Annotated in this window: 15 protein-coding genes and 1 tRNA gene; 7 read left to right on the top strand and 9 right to left on the bottom strand. The window is 62.6% G+C overall.

From position 1 onward, the window contains the following. The first annotated feature begins 100 nt into the window (after positions 1-100). Both fcl and ACZYHG_RS12740 read left to right on the top strand, forming a co-directional pair. The gene (gene fcl / locus ACZYHG_RS12735) at positions 101-1069 is read left to right on the top strand and encodes a GDP-L-fucose synthase (protein ID WP_464614089.1); all 969 of its coding nucleotides are present in this window, start codon (positions 101-103) and stop codon (positions 1067-1069) included. Continuing rightward, on the top strand, positions 1047-2495 hold the full coding sequence (locus tag ACZYHG_RS12740) for a hypothetical protein (protein ID WP_464614090.1): 1449 nt from the start codon (positions 1047-1049) through the stop codon (positions 2493-2495). Before fcl ends, ACZYHG_RS12740 begins: the two co-directional genes overlap by 23 nt. An 87-nt stretch (positions 2496-2582) precedes the next feature. On the opposite strand, the gene ACZYHG_RS12745 is transcribed toward ACZYHG_RS12740, so the two are convergent. Both ACZYHG_RS12745 and cpdR read right to left on the bottom strand, forming a co-directional pair. Further along, a tRNA-Val gene (locus ACZYHG_RS12745) sits at positions 2583-2657 on the bottom strand. 105 nt (positions 2658-2762) lie between these two features. Then, the gene (cpdR, locus tag ACZYHG_RS12750) at positions 2763-3125 is read right to left on the bottom strand and encodes a cell cycle two-component system response regulator CpdR (protein WP_027030909.1); all 363 of its coding nucleotides are present in this window, start codon (positions 3123-3125) and stop codon (positions 2763-2765) included. A gap of 163 nt (positions 3126-3288) precedes the next feature. On the opposite strand from cpdR, the gene ACZYHG_RS12755 reads away from it, so the two are divergent. After that, the gene (locus ACZYHG_RS12755) at positions 3289-4230 is read left to right on the top strand and encodes an N-formylglutamate amidohydrolase (protein ID WP_464614091.1); all 942 of its coding nucleotides are present in this window, start codon (positions 3289-3291) and stop codon (positions 4228-4230) included. A 314-nt stretch (positions 4231-4544) separates the two neighbouring features. Next, positions 4545-5318 carry a histidinol-phosphatase gene (gene hisN / locus ACZYHG_RS12760; RefSeq protein WP_464614092.1) on the top strand — a complete coding sequence of 258 codons (774 nt, stop codon included), beginning with the start codon at positions 4545-4547 and terminating at the stop codon, positions 5316-5318. Between the two features lie 6 nt (positions 5319-5324). Here hisN and ACZYHG_RS12765 read toward each other — a convergent pair whose 3' ends face one another. From ACZYHG_RS12765 to ACZYHG_RS12780, 4 genes are all read right to left on the bottom strand, one after another. Beyond that, the gene (locus ACZYHG_RS12765) at positions 5325-6155 is read right to left on the bottom strand and encodes a helix-turn-helix domain-containing protein (protein ID WP_464614093.1); all 831 of its coding nucleotides are present in this window, start codon (positions 6153-6155) and stop codon (positions 5325-5327) included. A gap of 100 nt (positions 6156-6255) precedes the next feature. Further along, positions 6256-6510, bottom strand: a complete 255-nt coding sequence (locus ACZYHG_RS12770) for a DUF1127 domain-containing protein (protein ID WP_464614094.1) — start codon at positions 6508-6510, stop codon at positions 6256-6258. A 3-nt stretch (positions 6511-6513) separates the two neighbouring features. Next, complete coding sequence (locus ACZYHG_RS12775) at positions 6514-6669, bottom strand: hypothetical protein (protein WP_464614095.1); 156 nt, start codon at positions 6667-6669, stop codon at positions 6514-6516. Positions 6670-6815: 146 nt separating this feature from the next. Then, positions 6816-7793, bottom strand: coding sequence for an alpha/beta fold hydrolase (locus ACZYHG_RS12780; protein WP_464614096.1), 978 nt, complete (start codon positions 7791-7793; stop codon positions 6816-6818). Positions 7794-8273: 480 nt separating this feature from the next. On the opposite strand from ACZYHG_RS12780, the gene ACZYHG_RS12785 reads away from it, so the two are divergent. Continuing rightward, entirely contained in the window at positions 8274-8747 is a 474-nt protein-coding gene (locus tag ACZYHG_RS12785; RefSeq protein WP_464614097.1) for an Hsp20 family protein, read from the top strand. A 69-nt stretch (positions 8748-8816) separates the two neighbouring features. Here ACZYHG_RS12785 and ACZYHG_RS12790 read toward each other — a convergent pair whose 3' ends face one another. Further along, a complete protein-coding gene (locus ACZYHG_RS12790; protein ID WP_464614098.1) occupies positions 8817-9869 on the bottom strand; it encodes a threonine aldolase family protein in 1053 nt (350 codons plus the stop codon). 483 nt (positions 9870-10352) lie between these two features. Between ACZYHG_RS12790 and gltB the strand changes: the two genes are divergently transcribed. Then, positions 10353-15098, top strand: coding sequence for a glutamate synthase large subunit (gene gltB / locus ACZYHG_RS12795; protein ID WP_464614669.1), 4746 nt, complete (start codon positions 10353-10355; stop codon positions 15096-15098). A gap of 141 nt (positions 15099-15239) precedes the next feature. Then, a complete protein-coding gene (locus ACZYHG_RS12800; RefSeq protein ID WP_464614099.1) occupies positions 15240-16694 on the top strand; it encodes a glutamate synthase subunit beta in 1455 nt (484 codons plus the stop codon). Positions 16695-16762: 68 nt separating this feature from the next. On the opposite strand, the gene ACZYHG_RS12805 is transcribed toward ACZYHG_RS12800, so the two are convergent. After that, positions 16763-17989 carry an SGNH/GDSL hydrolase family protein gene (locus tag ACZYHG_RS12805; protein ID WP_464614100.1) on the bottom strand — a complete coding sequence of 409 codons (1227 nt, stop codon included), beginning with the start codon at positions 17987-17989 and terminating at the stop codon, positions 16763-16765. 28 nt (positions 17990-18017) lie between these two features. Further along, the gene (locus ACZYHG_RS12810; protein WP_464614101.1) at positions 18018-19241 is read right to left on the bottom strand and encodes a lytic murein transglycosylase; all 1224 of its coding nucleotides are present in this window, start codon (positions 19239-19241) and stop codon (positions 18018-18020) included. Positions 19242-19320: the final 79 nt, after the last annotated feature.

Raw genomic sequence — 19320 nt, forward strand, 5'->3', positions numbered from 1 at the left:
AAGGGAGCCCATCTGGCGCAATTGCTCTTGCTGAAGGGCTGTGTTGCCCACAGCGTGAAGCGCCATTCGCCCGGCTACCGTTCCTCGGGAGGGCAGAACTATGAGCGAAACCTTCGACCTCAGGGGCAAACGGGTATTCGTGGCAGGGCATCGCGGCATGGTCGGGTCTGCCGTCGTGCGCAGGTTGGCAGCCGAGGACTGCGAGATCCTGACCGCGACGCGTGCTGAACTCGATCTCCTGGATCAGGCTGGTGTGCGGCGCTGGATGGCCGATCGTCGGCCGGATGCCGTGGTGATGGCTGCGGCCAAGGTCGGCGGCATCCTGGCCAATGACCGGTTTCCGGCCGATTTCCTGTATGACAATATCGCCGTGCAAACCAATCTCATCGAGGGCGCTTTCCGCAGCGATGTGGGCAAGTTTCTATTTCTCGGTTCCTCCTGCATCTATCCGAAACTCGCGCCGCAGCCGATTTCCGAGGACGCGCTGCTGACCGGTCCGCTCGAACCAACCAATGAATGGTATGCGATCGCCAAGATTGCCGGGCTGAAACTCTGCCAGGCCTACCGGCGCCAATACGGCGTCGACTATATCTCGGCGATGCCAACCAATCTCTACGGTCCAGGGGACAATTTCCACCTCGAATCCGGCCACGTCATACCCGCGTTGATGCGCAAGGCCCATGAAGCAAAGCAAGCCGGTCGCAAGACCCTGCAGGTGTGGGGATCGGGCAAGCCGATGCGCGAATTCCTCTATGTCGACGATGCGGCTGATGCGCTGATCTGCCTCCTGAAAACATACAGCGGCGAAAGCCATGTCAATGTCGGCTCGGGTCAGGATATCACCATCGCCGAATTGGCCGGGACGGTTGCCTCGATCGTTGGCGGAGACGTGGATATTACGTTCGATACAACCAAGCCGGATGGAACACCGCGCAAACTGCTGGACGTGTCGCGGCTGTTTGCCACCGGCTGGCGGCCCCGATATTCGCTGCGCAGCGGATTGGAACAGACATATGAATGGTTGCTCCGCCACGTTGAAAAGGGCGATGTCCGGCTCGGAGCCGCGTGACGACAGATCGATGTTGATTGTCGCCAACAGGATCGACGGGCTGGGCGGCCGCCTGTTGGCCATGGCCAACGCCAAGTCCCTTGCCGACCGGCTCGGCTACCGGTTCGGCTTCACCTGGAACAGCAGGGATATCACCGACGAGGACTCCCATACCGTCGACGTGGTCGGGAAGATCTTCTCCGCGGACTTTATCGAGAAGCACTGGCTGGGCGACAGGATCAAGACTGCCGAGTTCGGTGTTCTTGGCGGCTCCGCTTTCGCGCCGTCGGATCTTGAAGCGGTTGCAAGATCGGGAAAGCTGCGCGGCTGGATCTGTGACGATTTCAGCGTTCTCGATTTCTTCCGCGATGAGGGTGTCCGACCAGCCCCATCCGAAGCGCTGCGGGCCTTCGGCTTCGCGCCGGCCGTGCGGCAGGCGCTGGATGCCGCCGGCAAATGCCGGTTTCCCGGTCCGATGGCCGCCTTGCACCTTCGCAGTGGCGACATTGTCTATGGTCAATATCGCAAAAGGCTGGTTTTCGCCGACAAGGTCATCCCTTCGACCTTGGCCAGGGCTATCGTGGCGGAGCTCTCATCGAGGGGGCTGACGACGCTTCTTGTCGGCCAGGATCGCGCGACGGTCGACTATGTCAGCGCGCAAACCGGAGCGTTGCGGACAGACGATTTCGGCGCCGCGGACTTCAAGGGGGAGGAGGCGCTCAGCGCGTTCTTCGAGATGGCGCTGATGGCAAGATGCCAGCAGATTCATGCCGGTAGCAGCATCTACGCGGTAGTGGCGTCCGTCATGGGCGAGGTCCCATGCCTGGGCATCAGTGCGTTGTTCGACAAGCAGCGCGCGGCGGAACTCATCATGGAGGAATTGCAGGCGCATCAAGCCGATTACCATCCTCTCGAGGCCGCCTTTGGCTACCAATGGGCTTTTTTGTCGCGGGAGGACGAGATTGCTCCGGCGCAAGCCAGGGAATTGCTGGGAAAGGCCGGGGCATTGGATCCGGAAAACGACGTCTATGATCTGAAGATGGCGGCGTCCTATTTCCACGAAGGCAATTATCCAGCCGGCGAGGCCATCCTGAAATCGCTGATGATCGACCAATCCCGACGGCGCTCTAAAATTCCACTGCAGATGATGGGCGCCCTAGCCGGCCAGGTCGGCGGTGGTCTTACCATGGCCAGGGACCTAGAGGTCTTCTTCGCCGCGGCAAGAGCGGGCCACCCCTACGCCATGGCTTGCGCGGCCTACATCCTGCTTGAAGTGCTGGAGGACAGGAAGTCGGCGGTGGAGATGGCGGCAAGGCTGGTGAAGGTCGAGCCGGAAAATCCGATCTTCAGGAGGGTCAGACGGCGAATTCTTCTGGGCAAGAAGCCGAAATCCGGCCGGCTGGCCAGGGCAAGATGGCGGCTTGGCCGGTTGAGGTTTTGGGTCTGAGTCCTGATCGAGCATATCAGGACGACCGGTGCGCTGCGAGGCAGGTCTGTACGCCGGCAATCATACTGAGGGAAGTAGAGGTCTGGATGGTGGGCGTGACAGGGATTGAACCTGTGACCCCTGCAATGTCAATGCAGTGCTCTCCCGCTGAGCTACACGCCCATCCGAAGCCGCGCATACACCATTTTTGGTCCGGCGCGTCAATAGCGAGAAAAAGGAAAGAAGGCGTCGTCTCGCCGCAGCGATGATGCCTTTGCGGAAGGCGGCTCAGGCCGCCTGCAGCATCTTCTCGACCTCGTTGACGAGGTCGCGCAGGTGGAAGGGCTTCGACAGCACCTTGGCGTCTTTCGGCGCCTTGGAATCCGGGTTCAGCGCAACGGCGGCGAAACCGGTGATGAACATGACCTTGAGGTCGGGATCGATCTCGGTGGCACGCCGCGCCAGCTCGATGCCGTCCATCTCCGGCATGACGATGTCGGTCAACAGCAGCGAGAACGGTTCCTCGCGCAGCCGCTCATAGGCGCTGGCGCCATTGTCGAAATCGGTGACCTGGTAGCCGGCGCGTTCCAGCGCCTTGACGAGGAACCGACGCATATCGTCGTCGTCTTCCGCCAGAAGAATGCGTGCCATGATATCCCGTCCGAATCACCCGCCCGAGCCTGCCGCCGGGGCAGCCCGTTAACCATCCTGTATATGAGGAGGTGACGGTAAACATCAAGTGAACGCGGCGAAGCATTATCCGCATTTGGCAAGGCAATGTGCGTGGCGAAATGCTGGACATCAAGCCAGCAAGGTGGCACTTTCATACGATGATGCATTGGTGTTTTCGGGTTCGTGCAAATTGAAGACGGCAGCCGAGGATTTTTCGGTCGTTCCACCCTTCGAAATCCGATCGGGCGCCGAGCAGCGCGTACCCTTCCTGTTCAACTCACCGCATAGCGGCCGCTATTATCCCGAACGCTTCCTTGCCATGGCAAGGCTCGACCGCAACGCCATCCGCCGCTCGGAAGATTGCTATGTCGACGAGCTGTTCGGCGGCGCGGTGGCGCTGGGTGCGCCGATGCTGGCGGCGAATTTTCCGCGCGCCTATCTCGACGTCAATCGTGAGCCCTGGGAACTCGACCCGCGCATGTTCGCCGAGCCGGTGCCGTCCTTCTGCAACATCCGCTCGGCGCGAGTGGCCGGCGGCCTCGGCACCGTGCCGAAGCTGGTTGGCGAAGGGCTCGACATCTATTCCGGCCGCTTGCCGCTCGCCGAGGCGGTTGCCCGCATCGAAGCCGTCTACAAGCCCTATCACGAAACACTGAAGCGGCTTTTGACCAGAACGCATGCCCGCTTCGGCTTTGCCGTGCTGATCGACTGCCATTCGATGCCGGCCAGCATCCGTGTCGGCGACAGCGGCCTGCGGCCGGACTTCATCATCGGTGACCGTTTTGGCATTTCCGCCAGCGCGGCTCTGACCGAAACGGCGATCGGCCTGCTCTCGGCGATGGGCTATACGGTCGCCCACAACAAGCCCTATGCCGGCGGCTTCATCACCGAGCACTATGGCCGCCCGGCGCGTCATCTGCATGCGCTGCAGATCGAGGTCAATCGCGGGCTCTACATGAATGAGCGGACATTCGAGAAGGCCGCCGGCTTCGACGCGCTGGCCGACGATCTGACGCGATTTTCGGCGGATCTGATGGCGATGCCCGACCATCATTTCATCGACCTGCCGCTGGCGGCGGAGTGAAATGGGCCGCCCAAAGTGCAAGGCGTAAAAAAAGACCGCATCGTTTTCACGATACGGTCGAAGTCTAGGGAGGAAACGCCCAAGGAGGGCATGGACAGGAAAACCTGTCCGAGGTCGAGGGTATTGTGCGGTGCACAAATGTCAAGCGACCTCTAAGCTTTTTTAATTCAGAGTGATGTGGAAATTGCGTTTCGAGGGTGCCTTTGTGACATTTTGGCAACGCTGAACGCGGCAGATAAATCGATAAACACCCTTGTTTTGGCAGGAAAGTCGCGACAGAGCCAGTTGGGCATGTCGTAAGGCGGGAGACTCAGTTGGACATCAGCATCGATTTCATGCGCCGTATCGCGCAAGCGGCAGCGGCGGAAACCTTGCCGCGCTTCCGTGCCCAGGGCGCTGTCGCCAACAAGGAAAAGGGCAGCTTCGATCCGGTCACGGAAGCTGACCGGGAGACGGAACGCGCCATCCGGGCGCTGATATCGGCTGAGTATCCCGAGCATGGCATCCTCGGCGAGGAGCACGGCAGCGAAAACATCTCCAGCCGGCATGTCTGGGTGATCGACCCGATCGACGGGACACGCGCCTTCATTTCCGGCCTGCCGGTGTGGGGGACACTGGTCGGGCTGACGGTCGATGGCGATGCGGTCGCCGGCATGATGGCGCAGCCCTTCACCGGCGAATTGTTCTACGCCAATGCCTCGGGCTCGCACTATGAGGGGCCGGGCGGCCCGCGAAAACTGACAACCCGCAAGACGACAAAGCTCGACGAGGCGACGCTGTTCACCACCACGCCGGCGCTCTACAAGGGCGAAGCGCGCAAACGCTACGACCAGTTCGAGAAACAGGTCCAACTCGCCCGCTACGGCGCGGATTGTTATGCCTTCGCCATGATTGCGTCTGGCAGCGTCGATATCGTCGCCGACCCCGGTCTGAAGCCCTACGATATCGTGGCGCTGATCCCGATCATCGAGAAGGCCGGTGGGATCATCACCACCTTCGACGGCGGCCCGGCGGAAAAGGGCGGCGATATCCTGGCCGCCGCGACACCGGAGCTGCACGCGGCCGCCATGGCTGCCCTGCGCGGCTAACTACTTTCAGCGCAATCTGATCGAGCGCTGGAACTCCGCCGGCGTTCGACCATAGACCTGCCTGAAGGCCGAGCTGAAATGGCTGTGGCTGGAGAAGCCGAGATCCATGCCGAGCGTCGTCAGATTGTCGTAGCGGCCAAGCAGGTCGAGCGCACGCGCCAGCCGCAGACGCAGATGATAGCGATAGAGCGGCATCGCCTCGACCTGCTGGAACATCTGCGTCAGGTAGACCGGCGAGACGCCGACCTCGGCGGCGATCTCGGCCAGCGTCCAGCGCCGCGACAGGTCCGATGACAGAACGAGCTTGGCACGGTCGACCAGCTTCTGACGTCCCGGGCTGGCGCCTGCGACATGCGAGGTGCGCTCGCCGAGAGAGCGTCGCACCAGCGTCAGCGCCAGTGTCTCGGCCTCCAGCGTTTCTGCAACCTTGCGGCTCAAGCTGTGGCGCAGCAGTGCCACCAGTGCCTGCGCGCGAGGGTCGATGCGGCGGCGCTGGCGACGAAATGCCAGGACGCCACCGGAGCGCAGTTGTTCCTTCGGCGCCAGTTCCCGCAACTGAGCCTCGTCGATGACGAGGTCGAGGCAGGAATCGCCGCCTTCGATCGGGTGGCTGATCCGGTAGGGTTCCGCCTCGTTGAAGAACAGCAGCTGGTTGGCTTCGGCGACGGCGTCATTGCGACCGACATGGCGCACGAAGACGCCGCGATAGGGATACACCAGATGCGTGGCGGCGGTGCACTCCTCTTCGCTTTTGTGCCGGCATTCGCCGCTGCAGACGACATCACGCACCTTGACGGTGCCGGTGTCGAGGAGCGGGTGAACCGTGAATTGCGACATGACGTCTGGATTCCAGCATAGCGCCGGGAGTCCGACGCTATGGGCACTTTACGCCGGCGGCCTGCCCAATCCTGTCAGGAGACTTCTCGACAGGTGGTTCTCAATCCCACAAGCGCCGCCTGAATTCCGAATAGGCCTGGCCGCGTGACAGACCGATGTCCTTGAGCTGGTCGTCAGTCATTTCCTGCAAGGCCATCCGGCTTCGGCGTTTCTCCATCTGTCGGCCAATCCAGTTGGCAACCGCGACGCTGCGTGCGCGCACGGACCCGCGAAAGGTCGAGGCGCCGATTGCTGGCGTCTCGGCTCGGCCGTTGCCGGCCAGGCAGGGCGCTGCCGCTGTATGGTTCGGGCGCATCGCTCACTCCTCCCCGGTGCCGGCCGCCAAGGCGCCGGCTTCGTTCAGCGCGAAGGCGCATTCTTCGCAGCAGACCTCGACGGTCTTGCCGCCGACCTTGACGCGGATCGGGTTGGCATCGAGCTGGCAATCGCAGGCGGCGCAGGTTTTCTCGGTCATGATCTCATCTCCGTGGCGTTCAGTTCGACGCATGCAGATGAGCATTCTGGAACGGGTATGGGCTGTCAGAATCTTTAGCAGTTTGTGTGCCGTGGGGGTGCGGCCGCCCGGCCATACTGACAACGGTGTGTCAGCTATGGCGCCGATCAGGCCGTCGGGTCGTCGGAGCCGGGAATGAAGGCGTCGAAGGCAGCGAGGAATTGTTCGCGGTAGAGGTCGACTTCTTGCAGGATTTCGTGTTTTGCGCCGTCGATCATCAGCATAGAACCGAGCCGCAGGCTTCTGGCGTATGCCTCCACCGCCTTGGTTGAGACGACCTGGTCGGCGCCGGCCGCGATGATTAGCAAGGGCACGTGAATCCGGGCCATGAAGTCAGGGTCGCTGACGGCCTCCGAAGCCTTCGCCGCTGCCTGCAGCCAGCGGATCGTCGGACCGCCAAGCGCCATTTGCGGATATTCTTCGTAGATGCGCGTGTTGCGGCGGTAGCGCTGCGGGTCAGACGTCACCTTGTTGGCCTCGAACGGCAGGGTGTGTCTGGGACGCGGACCCCAGGCAGCATAGAGCCGGCCAAGGCCCAAAGCACAGAAAACCGAACAGATGCGGCGGACGGTCGTGATCGAGACGGGCAGGTCGGGCAGCGTCAGGAACGGCGCGATCAACACCATGCGCCGCACGCGGTTGACCATGGATGGCGCGGCGAGCAGCGTGATCACCGCGCCGGCGGAATGGGCGAGGATGTAATACGGCCCGCGGCAATCGGGCAGCACGATCTCCTCGAAGAACTGTTCGAGGTCGGCGGTGTAGTCGCGGAAGCTTTTGACGTAGCCGCGCTGGCGATCGCGGATGAGCCGGTCGGAATCGCCCTGGCCGCGCCAATCGAGGGTAGCGACGCCAAAGCCCCGCGCGGCAAGGTCGCGGATGGTTTCAAAATATTTCTCAATGCACTCGTTGCGGCCGGGCAGCAGCACCACGGTGCCCCGCATTGGGCGCGCCACCGCCGCGAACAGGCCATAGCGGATCTTCTTGCGATCACGCGTGACGAAGAAGCCACCGGTGGCGTTTTCCGGTCGCGGATTGCCCTCGGTTTCGTGGAAAAGCGGCGTGTCTTGGAAAAGGTCCGTCATTCGGCGCTTTGTGCTTGGCGTCTTCACGTGCCAGCCTGTCGCGGCTGGCCCTTCCAAGGTGATAGACGTCAACACATCAAAAGCAAAGCAAATCCGGGTTTTGCCGCACTGCAACGGCGAAGGCCGGAAGCCGCTCGAGAGCGTGCTTCCGGCCTCTGTCGATCCGGGAGGAAGGGACGTTAACACCCGGTCGGCCTCGTTGCGGCACCTCTGTAAACTCTGGTGCCGCCTGTCCTTGATCTTGAGGACACTTTAGCGGCGGCTGCCTGAACGGGCGCCGAAGCGCCGGTTCATCTCCCGTTCATCAAGGGCAGGTCGCTCCGCTTTTGCCATCCAGCAAAAAATCTTGAAATGCTTTCGAGCGCTCCCCAGATGTGGGTTGCGGTCGCCAATGTCGGGGCCGCTGGTCCTCCCGAAACGCCGCTTACGGGTTTCGCACCGGCCATACGCAAACCATGTTGCTCAACAGGAGAACACCTCATGCGTCACGTTGATTTTTCCCCGCTTTACCGCTCGACCGTCGGCTTCGACCGTCTCTTCACCATGCTGGATTCGCTTGCGCAGCCCGATGGCGCGCAGACCTATCCGCCCTACAACATCGAGCGCACCGGTGAGGATTCCTACCGGATTTCGATGGCGGTTGCCGGCTTCTCCGACGAGGAAATCTCGATCGAAGCCCACCGCAACGTTCTGACCGTGAAGGGTGAGCGCAAGGACGAGGGCAACGGCGAAGGTTCCGAGCTACTCTATCGCGGCATTGCCTCCAGGGCCTTCGAGCGCCGCTTCCAGCTTGCCGATCACGTTGAAGTCGTCGGCGCCGCGCTGAAGAACGGCCTGCTCTTCGTCGACCTCAAGCGCAACATTCCCGAGGAGCTGAAGCCGCGCAAGATCGCGATCACCTCGGCTCCGGCCAAGGCCAAGCAGATCGAGGCCAAGACCGCTGCCGCCGCGTAATATCTAAAGTCTCCTCCCGAGACGGAAGCGGCGCCGCGAGGCGCCGCTTCTTTTTGTCCGGGAGATCGATTATCCGGCGATCAGCTGGCCAAAGCGGTCGACATCCTCTGATGTCGTGGCAAAGCTGGTGACGAAGCGATAGAGCAACTCGTCCTCGCCGACATGGCCGTCGAAGCCATGCGGCTTGTGCCAGTCGTAGAAGGCGGCGCCTGCCGCCTGCAGCCTGTCGGCTTCGCTCTTCTTGATCACCGCGAACACCTCGTTGGCCTGCGGCAGCCAGGCAAGCTTCGCGTTGGCCGAATCTTCGATCGCCGCCGCCAGCCGCGCGGCCATGGTGTTGGCGTGGCGCGCGGTGTCGAGCCATTGGCCGTCCTTGAAATAGGCTTCGAACTGCGCCGCGACGAAGCGCGACTTCGAAAACAGCTGCGCGGCACGCTTGCGCAGGAAGGCCAATTCCTTGGCGCGGTCGATGTCGAACAAAACGATCGCCTCGGCGCACCAGCAGCCATTCTTGGTGCCGCCGAAGGAGAGGATGTCGACACCGCGCTTCCAGGTCATTTCGGCCGGCGTCGTGTCGAGCGCGACCAGCGCATTGGCAAAGCGGGCGCCATCCATGTGCAGCGGCACGGAATGTTCTTTGGCGATGGCCGAGATCGTCTCGATCTCTTCCAGACCGTAGACGGTGCCAACCTCGGTCGACTGGGTGATGGAGACGGCCATCGGCCGGCCCCAATGGACGATTTCTGGTGCGAAACGGCCGATTGTCCGTTCCAGATTGTGCGGGTCGATCTTGCCCAGCGCGCCATCCACAGCGTGAAGCCGCGAACCGCCCGAGAAATATTCCGGGGCGCCGCATTCATCCTCGATGACATGCGATTCGCGATGACAGAAGGAAATGCCGCCGGGCTTGTTGAAGGTGGTCAGCGACAGCGAATTGGCGGCGGTGCCGGTCGCCACGAAGAACACCGCGACCTCGCGTTCGAAAATCTCGCTGAAGCGCTCATAGACCGCCTGGTCGAGTGCGCTGTCACCATAAGCGGTGGCAAAGCCGCCGGCCGCGGCCGACAGGCCGGCAACGATGTTGGGATGGGCGCCTGCCCAATTGTCGGAAGCGAAGAACATGCATCTGCCTATATCTGGGGAAATCGGGGTTTGGGGAAACCGGGGCGAACTTGACCGGTTTCGCGGGCCAATCGCAAGGGGCCAGATGCCGGAAAACCGTTAAAGCCAATCAACTTAGCGCCAAGGGGTTGGCGACTTAAGCTTACGTTTTCTATCAACTTCACGTAATTTTATGTCGCGGAAAGCCCAAGTTTTTTGTGAATCGGTCTTGTGTGTGTCGGGGAATTCTGCCATAAAAATTTAGGACAGTAGTGCTGTCTTATTTTGTCGCACAAAACAGGCTGGATTGGCGTAACATATTGGCCTCTCCGGCTGTTGCCGCGAGCGACAGGTGGACGGCCGGTAGCTGGCCTGTACGATGGAGCCATGCGGGAGGCCGCCTGGTTCGCAAGGATTTCGCAAGACGTGCCACAAGGATCAGGGCGAGCCAAGCGCTTGCCGAGGCAAATCAGCGCCTGAAGGGCTGGGATGGAGGACATGACAATGACGGACATGACGCTCTCTGCGACGAACGGCCAGGCCGCGCAGACGAAAGCGGCAACCGTCAAAAATACGTCCCGAACCGCCATTGGCCGAGCCGACATTGGCCGAACCGGGTTTGCCTCTCAGGGTCTCTACGATCCGCGCAACGAGCATGACGCCTGTGGCGTCGGCTTCATCGTCAACATGAAGGGCGTGAAGTCGCACCAGATCGTCCAGGACGGCCTTGCCGTGCTCGAAAACCTGACGCATCGTGGCGCCGTCGGTGCCGACCCACTGGTTGGCGATGGCGCCGGCGTGCTGGTGCAACTTCCCGACCAGTTCTTCCGCGAGGAAATGGCAGCCCACGGCATCGAACTGCCGCCGGCGGGCCAGTATGGCGTCGGACACTGGTTCATGCCGCAGGACGCGGCGTTGCGTGCCCATATCGAAGAAATCATCGCCGAATCGGCGCAGTCCGAGGGGCTGCCGCTGCTCGGATTCCGTGACGTGCCGGTCGACAATTCGTCGCTGTCGAAGGCGCCCGACATCGTCGCGTCCGAGCCGTTCCATCGCCAGGTGTTCATCGGCCGCACGGCGGATATTCCCGACGACGAGGAATACGAGGCCCGGCTCTATCTGCTGCGCAAGGTCATTTCCGGCCGCATCTACGCCGAGAACGACAACAAGGATATCGGCGCCTATTGCGTGTCGCTGTCGGCGCGCACCATCGTCTACAAGGGCATGTTCCTGGCCTACCAGGTCGGCGCCTATTACAAGGACCTCAAGGACCCGCGCTTCGAGACCGCGCTGATCCTCGTCCACCAGCGTTTCTCGACCAACACCTTCCCGTCGTGGAAGCTGGCGCATCCCTACCGCATGGTCGCGCACAATGGCGAGATCAACACGGTGCGCGGCAACAACAACTGGATGGCGGCGCGCCAGGCGTCCGTCGATTCCGAACTGTTCGGCAACAACATCTCGAAGCTCTGGCCGATCTCCTATGACGGCCAATCCGACACGGCGTGTTTCGACAATGCGCTCGAGTTCCTGTTCCAGGGCGGCTACAGCCTCAGCCACGCCATGATGATGCTGATCCCGGAAGCCTGGGCCGGCAACAAGCTCATGGGTGCCGACCGCAAGGCCTTCTACGAATACCATGCAGCGCTGATGGAGCCGTGGGACGGGCCGGCGGCAGTCGCCTTCACCGATGGCCGCCAGATCGGCGCCACGCTGGACCGCAATGGCCTGCGCCCGGCGCGCTACATCGTCACCGATGACGACCGCGTCATCATGGCCTCGGAAGCCGGCGTGCTGCCGGTGCCGGAGGAGAAGATCGTCAAGAAGTGGCGGCTGCAGCCTGGCCGCATGCTTTTGATCGATCTTGCCAAGGGCCGCATCGTTCCCGATGAGGAGATCAAGTCGGAGATCGCCACCAAGCATCCCTACAAGACCTGGCTCGCCAACACGCAGTTGATCCTCGAAGATCTGAAGCCGGTCGAACCGCGCGAACTGCGCAGGGATGTGAGCTTGCTCGATCGCCAGCAGGCGTTCGGCTACACCCAGGAAGACACGAAGCTGTTGATGTCGCCGATGGCGACCACCGGCCAGGAAGCCGTGGGTTCGATGGGGACCGACACACCGATCTCGGCGATGTCGGACAAGTCGAAGCTGCTGTACACCTATTTCAAGCAGAATTTCGCCCAGGTCACCAACCCGCCGATCGACCCGATCCGTGAGGAGCTGGTGATGAGCCTGGTGTCCTTCATCGGTCCCAGGCCGAACATCTTCGATCTGGTCGGCAATTCGCGCCGCAAGCGGCTCGAGGTGCGCCAGCCGATCCTGACCAATGGCGATCTGGAAAAGATCCGCTCCATTGGCCATACCGAGGACCGTTTCGACACCAAGACGATCGACATCACCTATGGGTCGAGCGAGGGCGCTGCTGGCATGCAGGGCGCCATCGACCGCCTGTGTGAACGCGCCGAAGCGGCGGTCGCCGGCGGCTACAACATCATCATCCTGTCCGACCGCCAGCTCGGCCCGGACCGCATCGCCATTCCAGCACTGCTGGCGACAGCCGCAGTCCATCATCACCTAATCCGAAAGGGTCTGCGGACCTCGGTCGGCCTCGTCGTCGAATCCGGCGAGCCGCGCGAAGTGCATCATTTCTGCTGCCTCGCCGGTTATGGTGCCGAGGCGATCAACCCCTATCTCGCCTTCGACACGCTGCTCGACATGCACAAGCGCGGCGAGCTGCCGGAAGAGGTCGACGCCTACGAGGTCGTCTCGCGCTACATCAAGTCGATCGGCAAGGGCATCCTCAAGGTGATGTCCAAGATGGGTATCTCGACCTACCAGTCCTATTGCGGCGCGCAGATCTTCGACGCCATCGGGCTGAAGACCGATTTCGTGCAGCAATACTTCACCGGTACCGCGACGCTGATCGAAGGCGTCGGGCTGGACGAGGTCGCGGGCGAGACGGTCAGCCGTCACACCGACGGCTTCGGCAACGATCCGGTGCTGCGCAACAGCCTGGAAGTCGGTGGCGAATATCTGTTCCGCATGCGCGGCGAGGTGCATATGTGGTCGCCCGACGCGGTCGCCACCTTGCAGCATGCCGTGCGCCAGGGCTCGTGGGAGACGTTCAAGGACTATTCCGCGCAGATCGACAGCGAGACGGCGCGCGCTCAGGCCATTCGCGGCCTATTCAAGATCAAGCTGGCCGAGGAGACCGGTCGCGAGAAGGTCGCGCTCGACGACGTCATGTCGGCGGCCGACATCGTCAAGCGCTTCTCGACCGGGGCGATGTCGTTCGGCTCGATCTCGCGTGAAGCGCACACGACGCTGGCGCGCGCCATGAACCAGATCGGCGGCAAGTCGAACACCGGCGAGGGCGGCGAAGAAGCGGACCGTTACTTGCCGTTGCCTGGCGGCGGCAAGAATCCCGAACGTTCGGCGATCAAGCAGGTCGCGTCGGGACGGTTCGGCGTGACGGCCGAATACCTCGTCAATTCCGATGTCATGCAGATCAAGGTCGCGCAGGGCGCCAAGCCCGGCGAAGGCGGCCAGCTGCCCGGCCACAAGGTCGACGCCACCATCGCCAAGGTGCGGCACTCGACGCCGGGCGTCGGCCTGATCTCGCCGCCGCCGCATCACGACATCTATTCGATCGAGGATCTGGCGCAGCTGATCTACGATCTGAAGAACGTCAATCCGGCGGCCGACGTGTCGGTCAAGCTGGTGTCGGAAGTCGGTGTCGGCACGGTCGCGGCCGGCGTTGCCAAGGCGCGCGCCGACCACATCACCATTTCGGGCTACGATGGCGGCACCGGTGCTTCACCGCTGACGTCGCTCAAGCATGCGGGCAGCCCGTGGGAAATGGGCCTTGCCGAGACGCATCAGACGCTGGTGCTGAACGGTCTGCGTTCACGCGTGGCTTTGCAGGTCGACGGTGGCCTACGCACTGGCCGCGACGTCATCATCGGCGCGCTGCTCGGCGCCGACGAGTTCGGCTTCTCGACCGCGCCGCTGATCGCGGCCGGCTGCATCATGATGCGCAAGTGCCATCTCAACACCTGCCCGGTCGGCGTCGCGACGCAAGACCCGGTGCTGCGTAAGCGCTTCAAGGGCACGCCAGAGCATGTCATCAACTTCTTCTTCTATGTCGCGGAAGAGGTGAGGGAGCTGCTTGCCGAGATGGGCTACACCCATATCGACCAGATCATCGGCGATACCGATCTTCTGGAAAAGCGCGACCTGATCGTGCACTGGAAGGCGCGGGGTCTCGACTTCTCAAAGATGTTCCACAAGCCCGATGCGCCGCACGAAGCAGTGCACTGGACCGAGCGGCAGAAGCACCCGATCGCCGACGTGCTGGACCGCAAGCTGATCGAACTGGCCAAGCCTGCGCTCGAGAGCAAGCTGCCAGTGAAGATCGAAGTGGACATCCGCAATGTCGACCGTTCGACGGGCGCCATGCTGTCGGGCGAGGTGGCCAGGCGCTTCAAGCACAAGGGTCTGCGCGAGGACACGATCCAGGTCAAGCTGGCCGGCACGGCCGGCCAGTCCTTCGGCGCCTTCCTGGCGCGCGGCGTCTCGTTCGAGCTCGTCGGCGCCGCCAACGACTATGTCGGCAAGGGCCTGTCGGGCGGGCGCATCGTCATCCGGCCGCCGGAAGAGTCCAAGATCGTCGCGGCGGAATCGATCATCGTCGGCAACACCGTGCTCTACGGTGCGACCGAGGGCGAGGCCTATTTCGCTGGTGTTGCCGGCGAGCGGTTCGCGGTTCGCAACTCGGGTGTGGCTGCCGTCGTCGAAGGCGTCGGCGACCATGGCTGCGAATACATGACCGGCGGCATCGTCGTCGTCATCGGCAAGACCGGCCGCAACTTCGCCGCCGGTATGTCGGGCGGCGTTGCGTATGTGCTGGACGAGGCGGGCGACTTCGCCGAGCGCTGCAACATGGCGATGGTCGAGCTGGAGCCGGTGCCGGAAGAAGACGATCTGATGGAAAGGCTGCTGCACCATGGCGGCGATCTCGACCACAAGGGCCGCGTCGACGTCTCGGGCGACATGACCAGCCATGATGAGGAGCGGCTCTATCAGCTGATCTCGAACCACGTGCACTTCACGGGTTCGGTGCGCGGCCGTGAGATCCTCGACGATTGGACGACTTTCCGGCCGAAATTCCGCAAGATCATGCCGGTCGAATACCGCCGCGCGCTGATCGAGATGGAACGCATGCGCATGGGCGTCGCGGCCGAATAGATTTCGCAATTGCCGGGAGGTCCAGGCTTCCCGGCCCACCTTCATCGACGGTTTGACCTCGGGTGCAAGCTTGCCATGGCTGCGTCAAGAGGTTAACGGGTGCGGCGAACCCCGCACCATCTGGACAGCAGGAACTGGACCATGGGCAAGGTAACAGGCTTTCTCGAAATCGACCGGCAGGTGCACAAGTACCAGCCAGCTTCCGACCGCATCCGGCATTTCCGTGAATTCACGCTGCCGATGTCGGACAAGGAGGTCGAGAAACAGGCCGCGCGCTGCATGGATTGCGGCATTCCGTTCTGTCACGGACCGACGGGCTGCCCGATCCACAACCAGATCCCCGACTGGAACGACCTCGTCTATGCCGGCGACTGGGACAACGCGATCCGCAACCTGCATTCGACCAACAATTTCCCCGAATTCACCGGCCGCATCTGCCCCGCACCCTGCGAGGAAGCCTGCACGCTGAACCTCGAGGACATTCCCGTCGCCATCAAGACGGTCGAGCAGGCGATCGCCGACAAGGCTTACGAGACCGGCCATATCAGGCCCTATCCGCCGGAGAAGAAGACGGGAAAGCGGGTCGCCATCATCGGCTCCGGCCCGGCCGGCATGGCAGCCGCCCAGCAGCTCGGCCGCGCGGGTCACGATGTTCATGTCTATGAGCGCGAAAGTCGGCCGGGCGGGCTGATGCGCTACGGCATCCCGGACTTCAAGATCGAGAAGCACTATATCGACCGGCGCATCGAACAGATGCAGGGCGAGGGCGTGACGTTTTATTGCGGCGTCAATGTCGGCGTCGACAAGCCCGTGACCGAGCTGCTCGCCGAATATGATGCCGTGCTCTATTGCGGCGGTTCGGAAGCGCCGCGCGCGGCAGGCATTCCGGGCGACGACCTCGGCGGCGTGCATGATGCCATGCCCTATCTGGTGCAGCAGAACCGCCGTGTCGGTGGCGAGCCGATCCAGTCGGTGGCCTGGCCGTCACATCCGATCATCGCTGGCGGACAACATGTCGTCGTCGTCGGTGGCGGCGATACCGCTTCCGACTGCGTCGGCACTGCTTTCCGCCAGGGCGCGGTGCGCGTCACCCAGCTCGACATCCGCCCGCAGCCGCCGGAGAAGGAAGACAAGCTTGCCGTCTGGCCTTACTGGGCGACCAAGATGCGCACCTCGTCCTCGCAGGCTGAGGGCGCCGAGCGTGAATTCCAGGTGGCGACGCTCGAATTCATCGGCGAAGAGGGCCAGTTGACCGGCGTCAAATGCTGCGAGGTCGACGAGAAGCGTCAGCCGATCGCCGGTTCCGAATTCGTCATCCGCGCCGATCTCGCCTTCATAGCCATCGGCTTTGCCGGTCCGGCGAAGGCCGGCGTGGCAGCGGAATTGGAGGGTGAGATGAAAATCACCACAGATAGCCGCCGCTCCAGGAACGTCACGGCCAATGACCGTGACTACAAGACCAGCGTCGACAAGCTCTATGCCGCCGGCGACGTGCGCCGTGGCCAGTCACTGGTCGTCTGGGCGATCCGCGAGGGACGCCAGGCGGCGCGCGCCATCGATGAGGTGCTGATGGGGACGAGCGTCCTGCCGCGCTGAGGCTTCTGCTTCGAATGGAAAAGGCGCCGATCTGGCGCCTTTTTTGTTTTCCACGAAACCCGGATCGCTTAGCGATTGACGGTAGTCGTCGTATCGGCCGCCGCAGTGTCTGCCGGGCTTGCCTTTGGCGGCCAGGAGAAATCGTCGGCGCGGCCGGGGGAAGCCTCCGGTGCCTTGCCCTCGATCACCAGTTTTTCTCCGGGCAAGTCCGGATTGGCCTTTACCGGCGGCGCGGCACCGAGCAATTCCGTGCCGCCGTCGAGTGCCGGATCGCTGAGCAGCATCGGCGCGGTGCGGTCGATGACGATTGGTGCTGCGGCCGGCGCCGGCGCTTCGACGGGCGCGCCGGCTGGGGCGGTCGAAGGCGCCAGGCTTCCTGGCGCGGCCAGGCCGAGAATCTTCGCCAGCGGCTTTTCGGTATAGAAGGCGAGCTTGCGCTTGCCGGCTGTCGACACGTTGATGCCGTCATCGGCGCGCAGCCGCACCGGCTGGCCGTTCATGTCGGGGCCGCTGGTGATGAAGGCGCCGTTCTCGTCGACAAAGCCGTCCCAGACATCGACGAATTCGCCGCCATGGCTTTTGGCGGCCTTGTGGTAGATGTCGTTGAAGGCCAGCATGTCGGAGGTCATCTTCGGCACACGGAAGGCCGGCATGCCGACCCAGAGGAATGGCACCTTGGCGGTGGCGATCGCCTTGCCCAGTTCGTCGGTGCGGCGCTCATACTCCTTGGTCCAGTTCTCGGATCGGGGCTGCTCGCGCACATCCCCCACCTTCATCTGCTGGCGATCGTTGGAGCCCAGCATGACGACGACGGCGGCTGGTTTTTCGGTCTCGATCAACGATTTGATCTGTTCTGGCCAGTTGTAGAAATCATCGCGCACGAAGCCCGACGAGCCATTGGAACGAACAACGATCTTGACGGCTGGGTTGTCGGCAAAGGCCGTGTCCAGGCCCTCGGCGAGACCGGACGCCATGAAGTCGCCGACGACCAGGACAGTGTGGGCGTCCGGTGCCTTCTCAACGATTGGCGTCTGTGGCTCGGCGGGCGCGCGTGGGGCCTTGGGTTTGCGCGGCTTCGGCTTGGCCTTCAGGATGTCGAGCGGCGGCTCGACCCGTTCGCTGCGGCGTGGAAAGAGAAGATCTCGCAACGACCAGCCGCGATTTTGTTGCGGCTGTTCCTGCGCCATGGCCGGCACATGGAAGGTGCCCGCCACGGCAATAGCGAGCACGGCGATGGCCAGAACAAGCACCGGCATGCGACGAACGAGCGTCCCAATGCGCTTAGCCCAGACCAAACATTTCCTCCCTAGTCCGTAACAGGCCCTATTTCTTCCTAAGCCATTTGAGCACTTCCATGCTCGGATACCCGTCCTGGGTCAAGCCGACCTTCGCCTGATAGGTCATGATGGCTGTTTTCGTGCCGTCACCGATCTTGCCGTCGAACTTGCCGTCATAAAGCCCGTGCTGCGAAAGCCGCTTCTGCAGCTCCTGCCTTTCCTCGAAGGAGAGCTTGGTGAAAGGCCGCTGCCAGTCTTGCACGAGGCCGCTGCCACCGGCGATCTCGTCGGCGAGAAGGCCAACGGCGAGGGCATATTTGTCGGCGTTGTTGTAAGCCTTGATGACGGAGAAATTCCTGACCATCAGGAAGGCTGGCCCGCCACGGCCATCCGGCACCTTCAGCGTTGCCTTGTCGGTGAGGTTCTTGAACGGCTTGCCGCTTGCTCTGGCGACGCCGAGTGCCTGCCATTGCGCGATCGTCTTCGATCCGGCAGGCAACTTGCCGGCCGGCAAGGTGACTTCATAGCCCCAGGTCTTGCCGGCCTGCCAGCCATTCTTCTTCAGCAGGTTGGCTGATGTCGCCAGCGCGTCGGGGATGGAATTCCAGATGTCGCGCTTGCCGTTGCCGTCCATGTCGACGGCATAGTGCTGATAGCTGGTGGGGATGAACTGGGTCTGGCCCATGGCGCCGGCCCAGGAGCCCATGAGGTGGCTTTCATCGATGTCACCGGTTTGCAGAATCTTCAGCGCCGCGACCAGCTGGGTGCGGGCATATTTCGACCGCTTGGGGTCGCCATAGGCGAGTGTCGCCAGCGAACGCACGACATTGCGCATGATGTCGTCGCGCTTGAGGATTTCGCCATAGTTCGATTCCATCGACCAGATGGCCAGCAGGATGTAGCGGTCGACGCCGAACCTAGTCTCGATCTTGTCCAGCCACGGCTTCCATTTCTTGGCCATCTGCTGGCCGACGGCGATGGACTGGTCGTGGACGCGGTTGTCGAAGTAATCCCAGGCGGGCGCTGTGAATTCAGGCTGCGTGCGCGCCTTGTCGAGCACCACGGGGTCGGGGTCCTTGATGTCCCGGAAAGCCTGGTCGTAAACAGCGCCGGAAACGCCGCCCGCCACCGCGGTGGCACGGAAACCGGCGACCCATTGCCGGAAACCGGCATCGGCGAAAGCCGGCCCGGCAGGCATCAGCAGAGCGAGCGAGAGGCTGGCTGCCGTCATGACGCTGGTCAAACGTTTTGCGGCATTGCGAACGGACATCTTTTCCTCCTTCTCTGTCTCAGGAAAGACCATTCATCGCCGAACCGGGTTAGGAATTAGTTTACCATAGTCGGAACCT

It is taken from the genome of Mesorhizobium subarcticum (assembly GCF_055456085.1).

Bases quoted from the DNA above. Each gene is read 5' to 3' on its own strand.
- fcl (WP_464614089.1), top strand. From the start codon at position 101: ATGAGCGAAACCTTCGACCTCAGGGGCAAACGGGTATTCGTGGCAGGG.
- ACZYHG_RS12740 (WP_464614090.1), top strand. From the start codon at position 1,047: ATGTCCGGCTCGGAGCCGCGTGACGACAGATCGATGTTGATTGTCGCC.
- cpdR (WP_027030909.1), bottom strand. From the start codon at position 3,125: ATGGCACGCATTCTTCTGGCGGAAGACGACGACGATATGCGTCGGTTC.
- ACZYHG_RS12765 (WP_464614093.1), bottom strand. From the start codon at position 6,155: ATGTCGCAATTCACGGTTCACCCGCTCCTCGACACCGGCACCGTCAAG.
- ACZYHG_RS12770 (WP_464614094.1), bottom strand. From the start codon at position 6,510: ATGCGCCCGAACCATACAGCGGCAGCGCCCTGCCTGGCCGGCAACGGC.
- ACZYHG_RS12775 (WP_464614095.1), bottom strand. From the start codon at position 6,669: ATGACCGAGAAAACCTGCGCCGCCTGCGATTGCCAGCTCGATGCCAAC.
- ACZYHG_RS12780 (WP_464614096.1), bottom strand. From the start codon at position 7,793: ATGACGGACCTTTTCCAAGACACGCCGCTTTTCCACGAAACCGAGGGC.
- ACZYHG_RS12785 (WP_464614097.1), top strand. From the start codon at position 8,274: ATGCGTCACGTTGATTTTTCCCCGCTTTACCGCTCGACCGTCGGCTTC.
- ACZYHG_RS12790 (WP_464614098.1), bottom strand. From the start codon at position 9,869: ATGTTCTTCGCTTCCGACAATTGGGCAGGCGCCCATCCCAACATCGTT.
- gltB (WP_464614669.1), top strand. From the start codon at position 10,353: ATGACGGACATGACGCTCTCTGCGACGAACGGCCAGGCCGCGCAGACG.
- ACZYHG_RS12800 (WP_464614099.1), top strand. From the start codon at position 15,240: ATGGGCAAGGTAACAGGCTTTCTCGAAATCGACCGGCAGGTGCACAAG.
- ACZYHG_RS12810 (WP_464614101.1), bottom strand. From the start codon at position 19,241: ATGTCCGTTCGCAATGCCGCAAAACGTTTGACCAGCGTCATGACGGCA.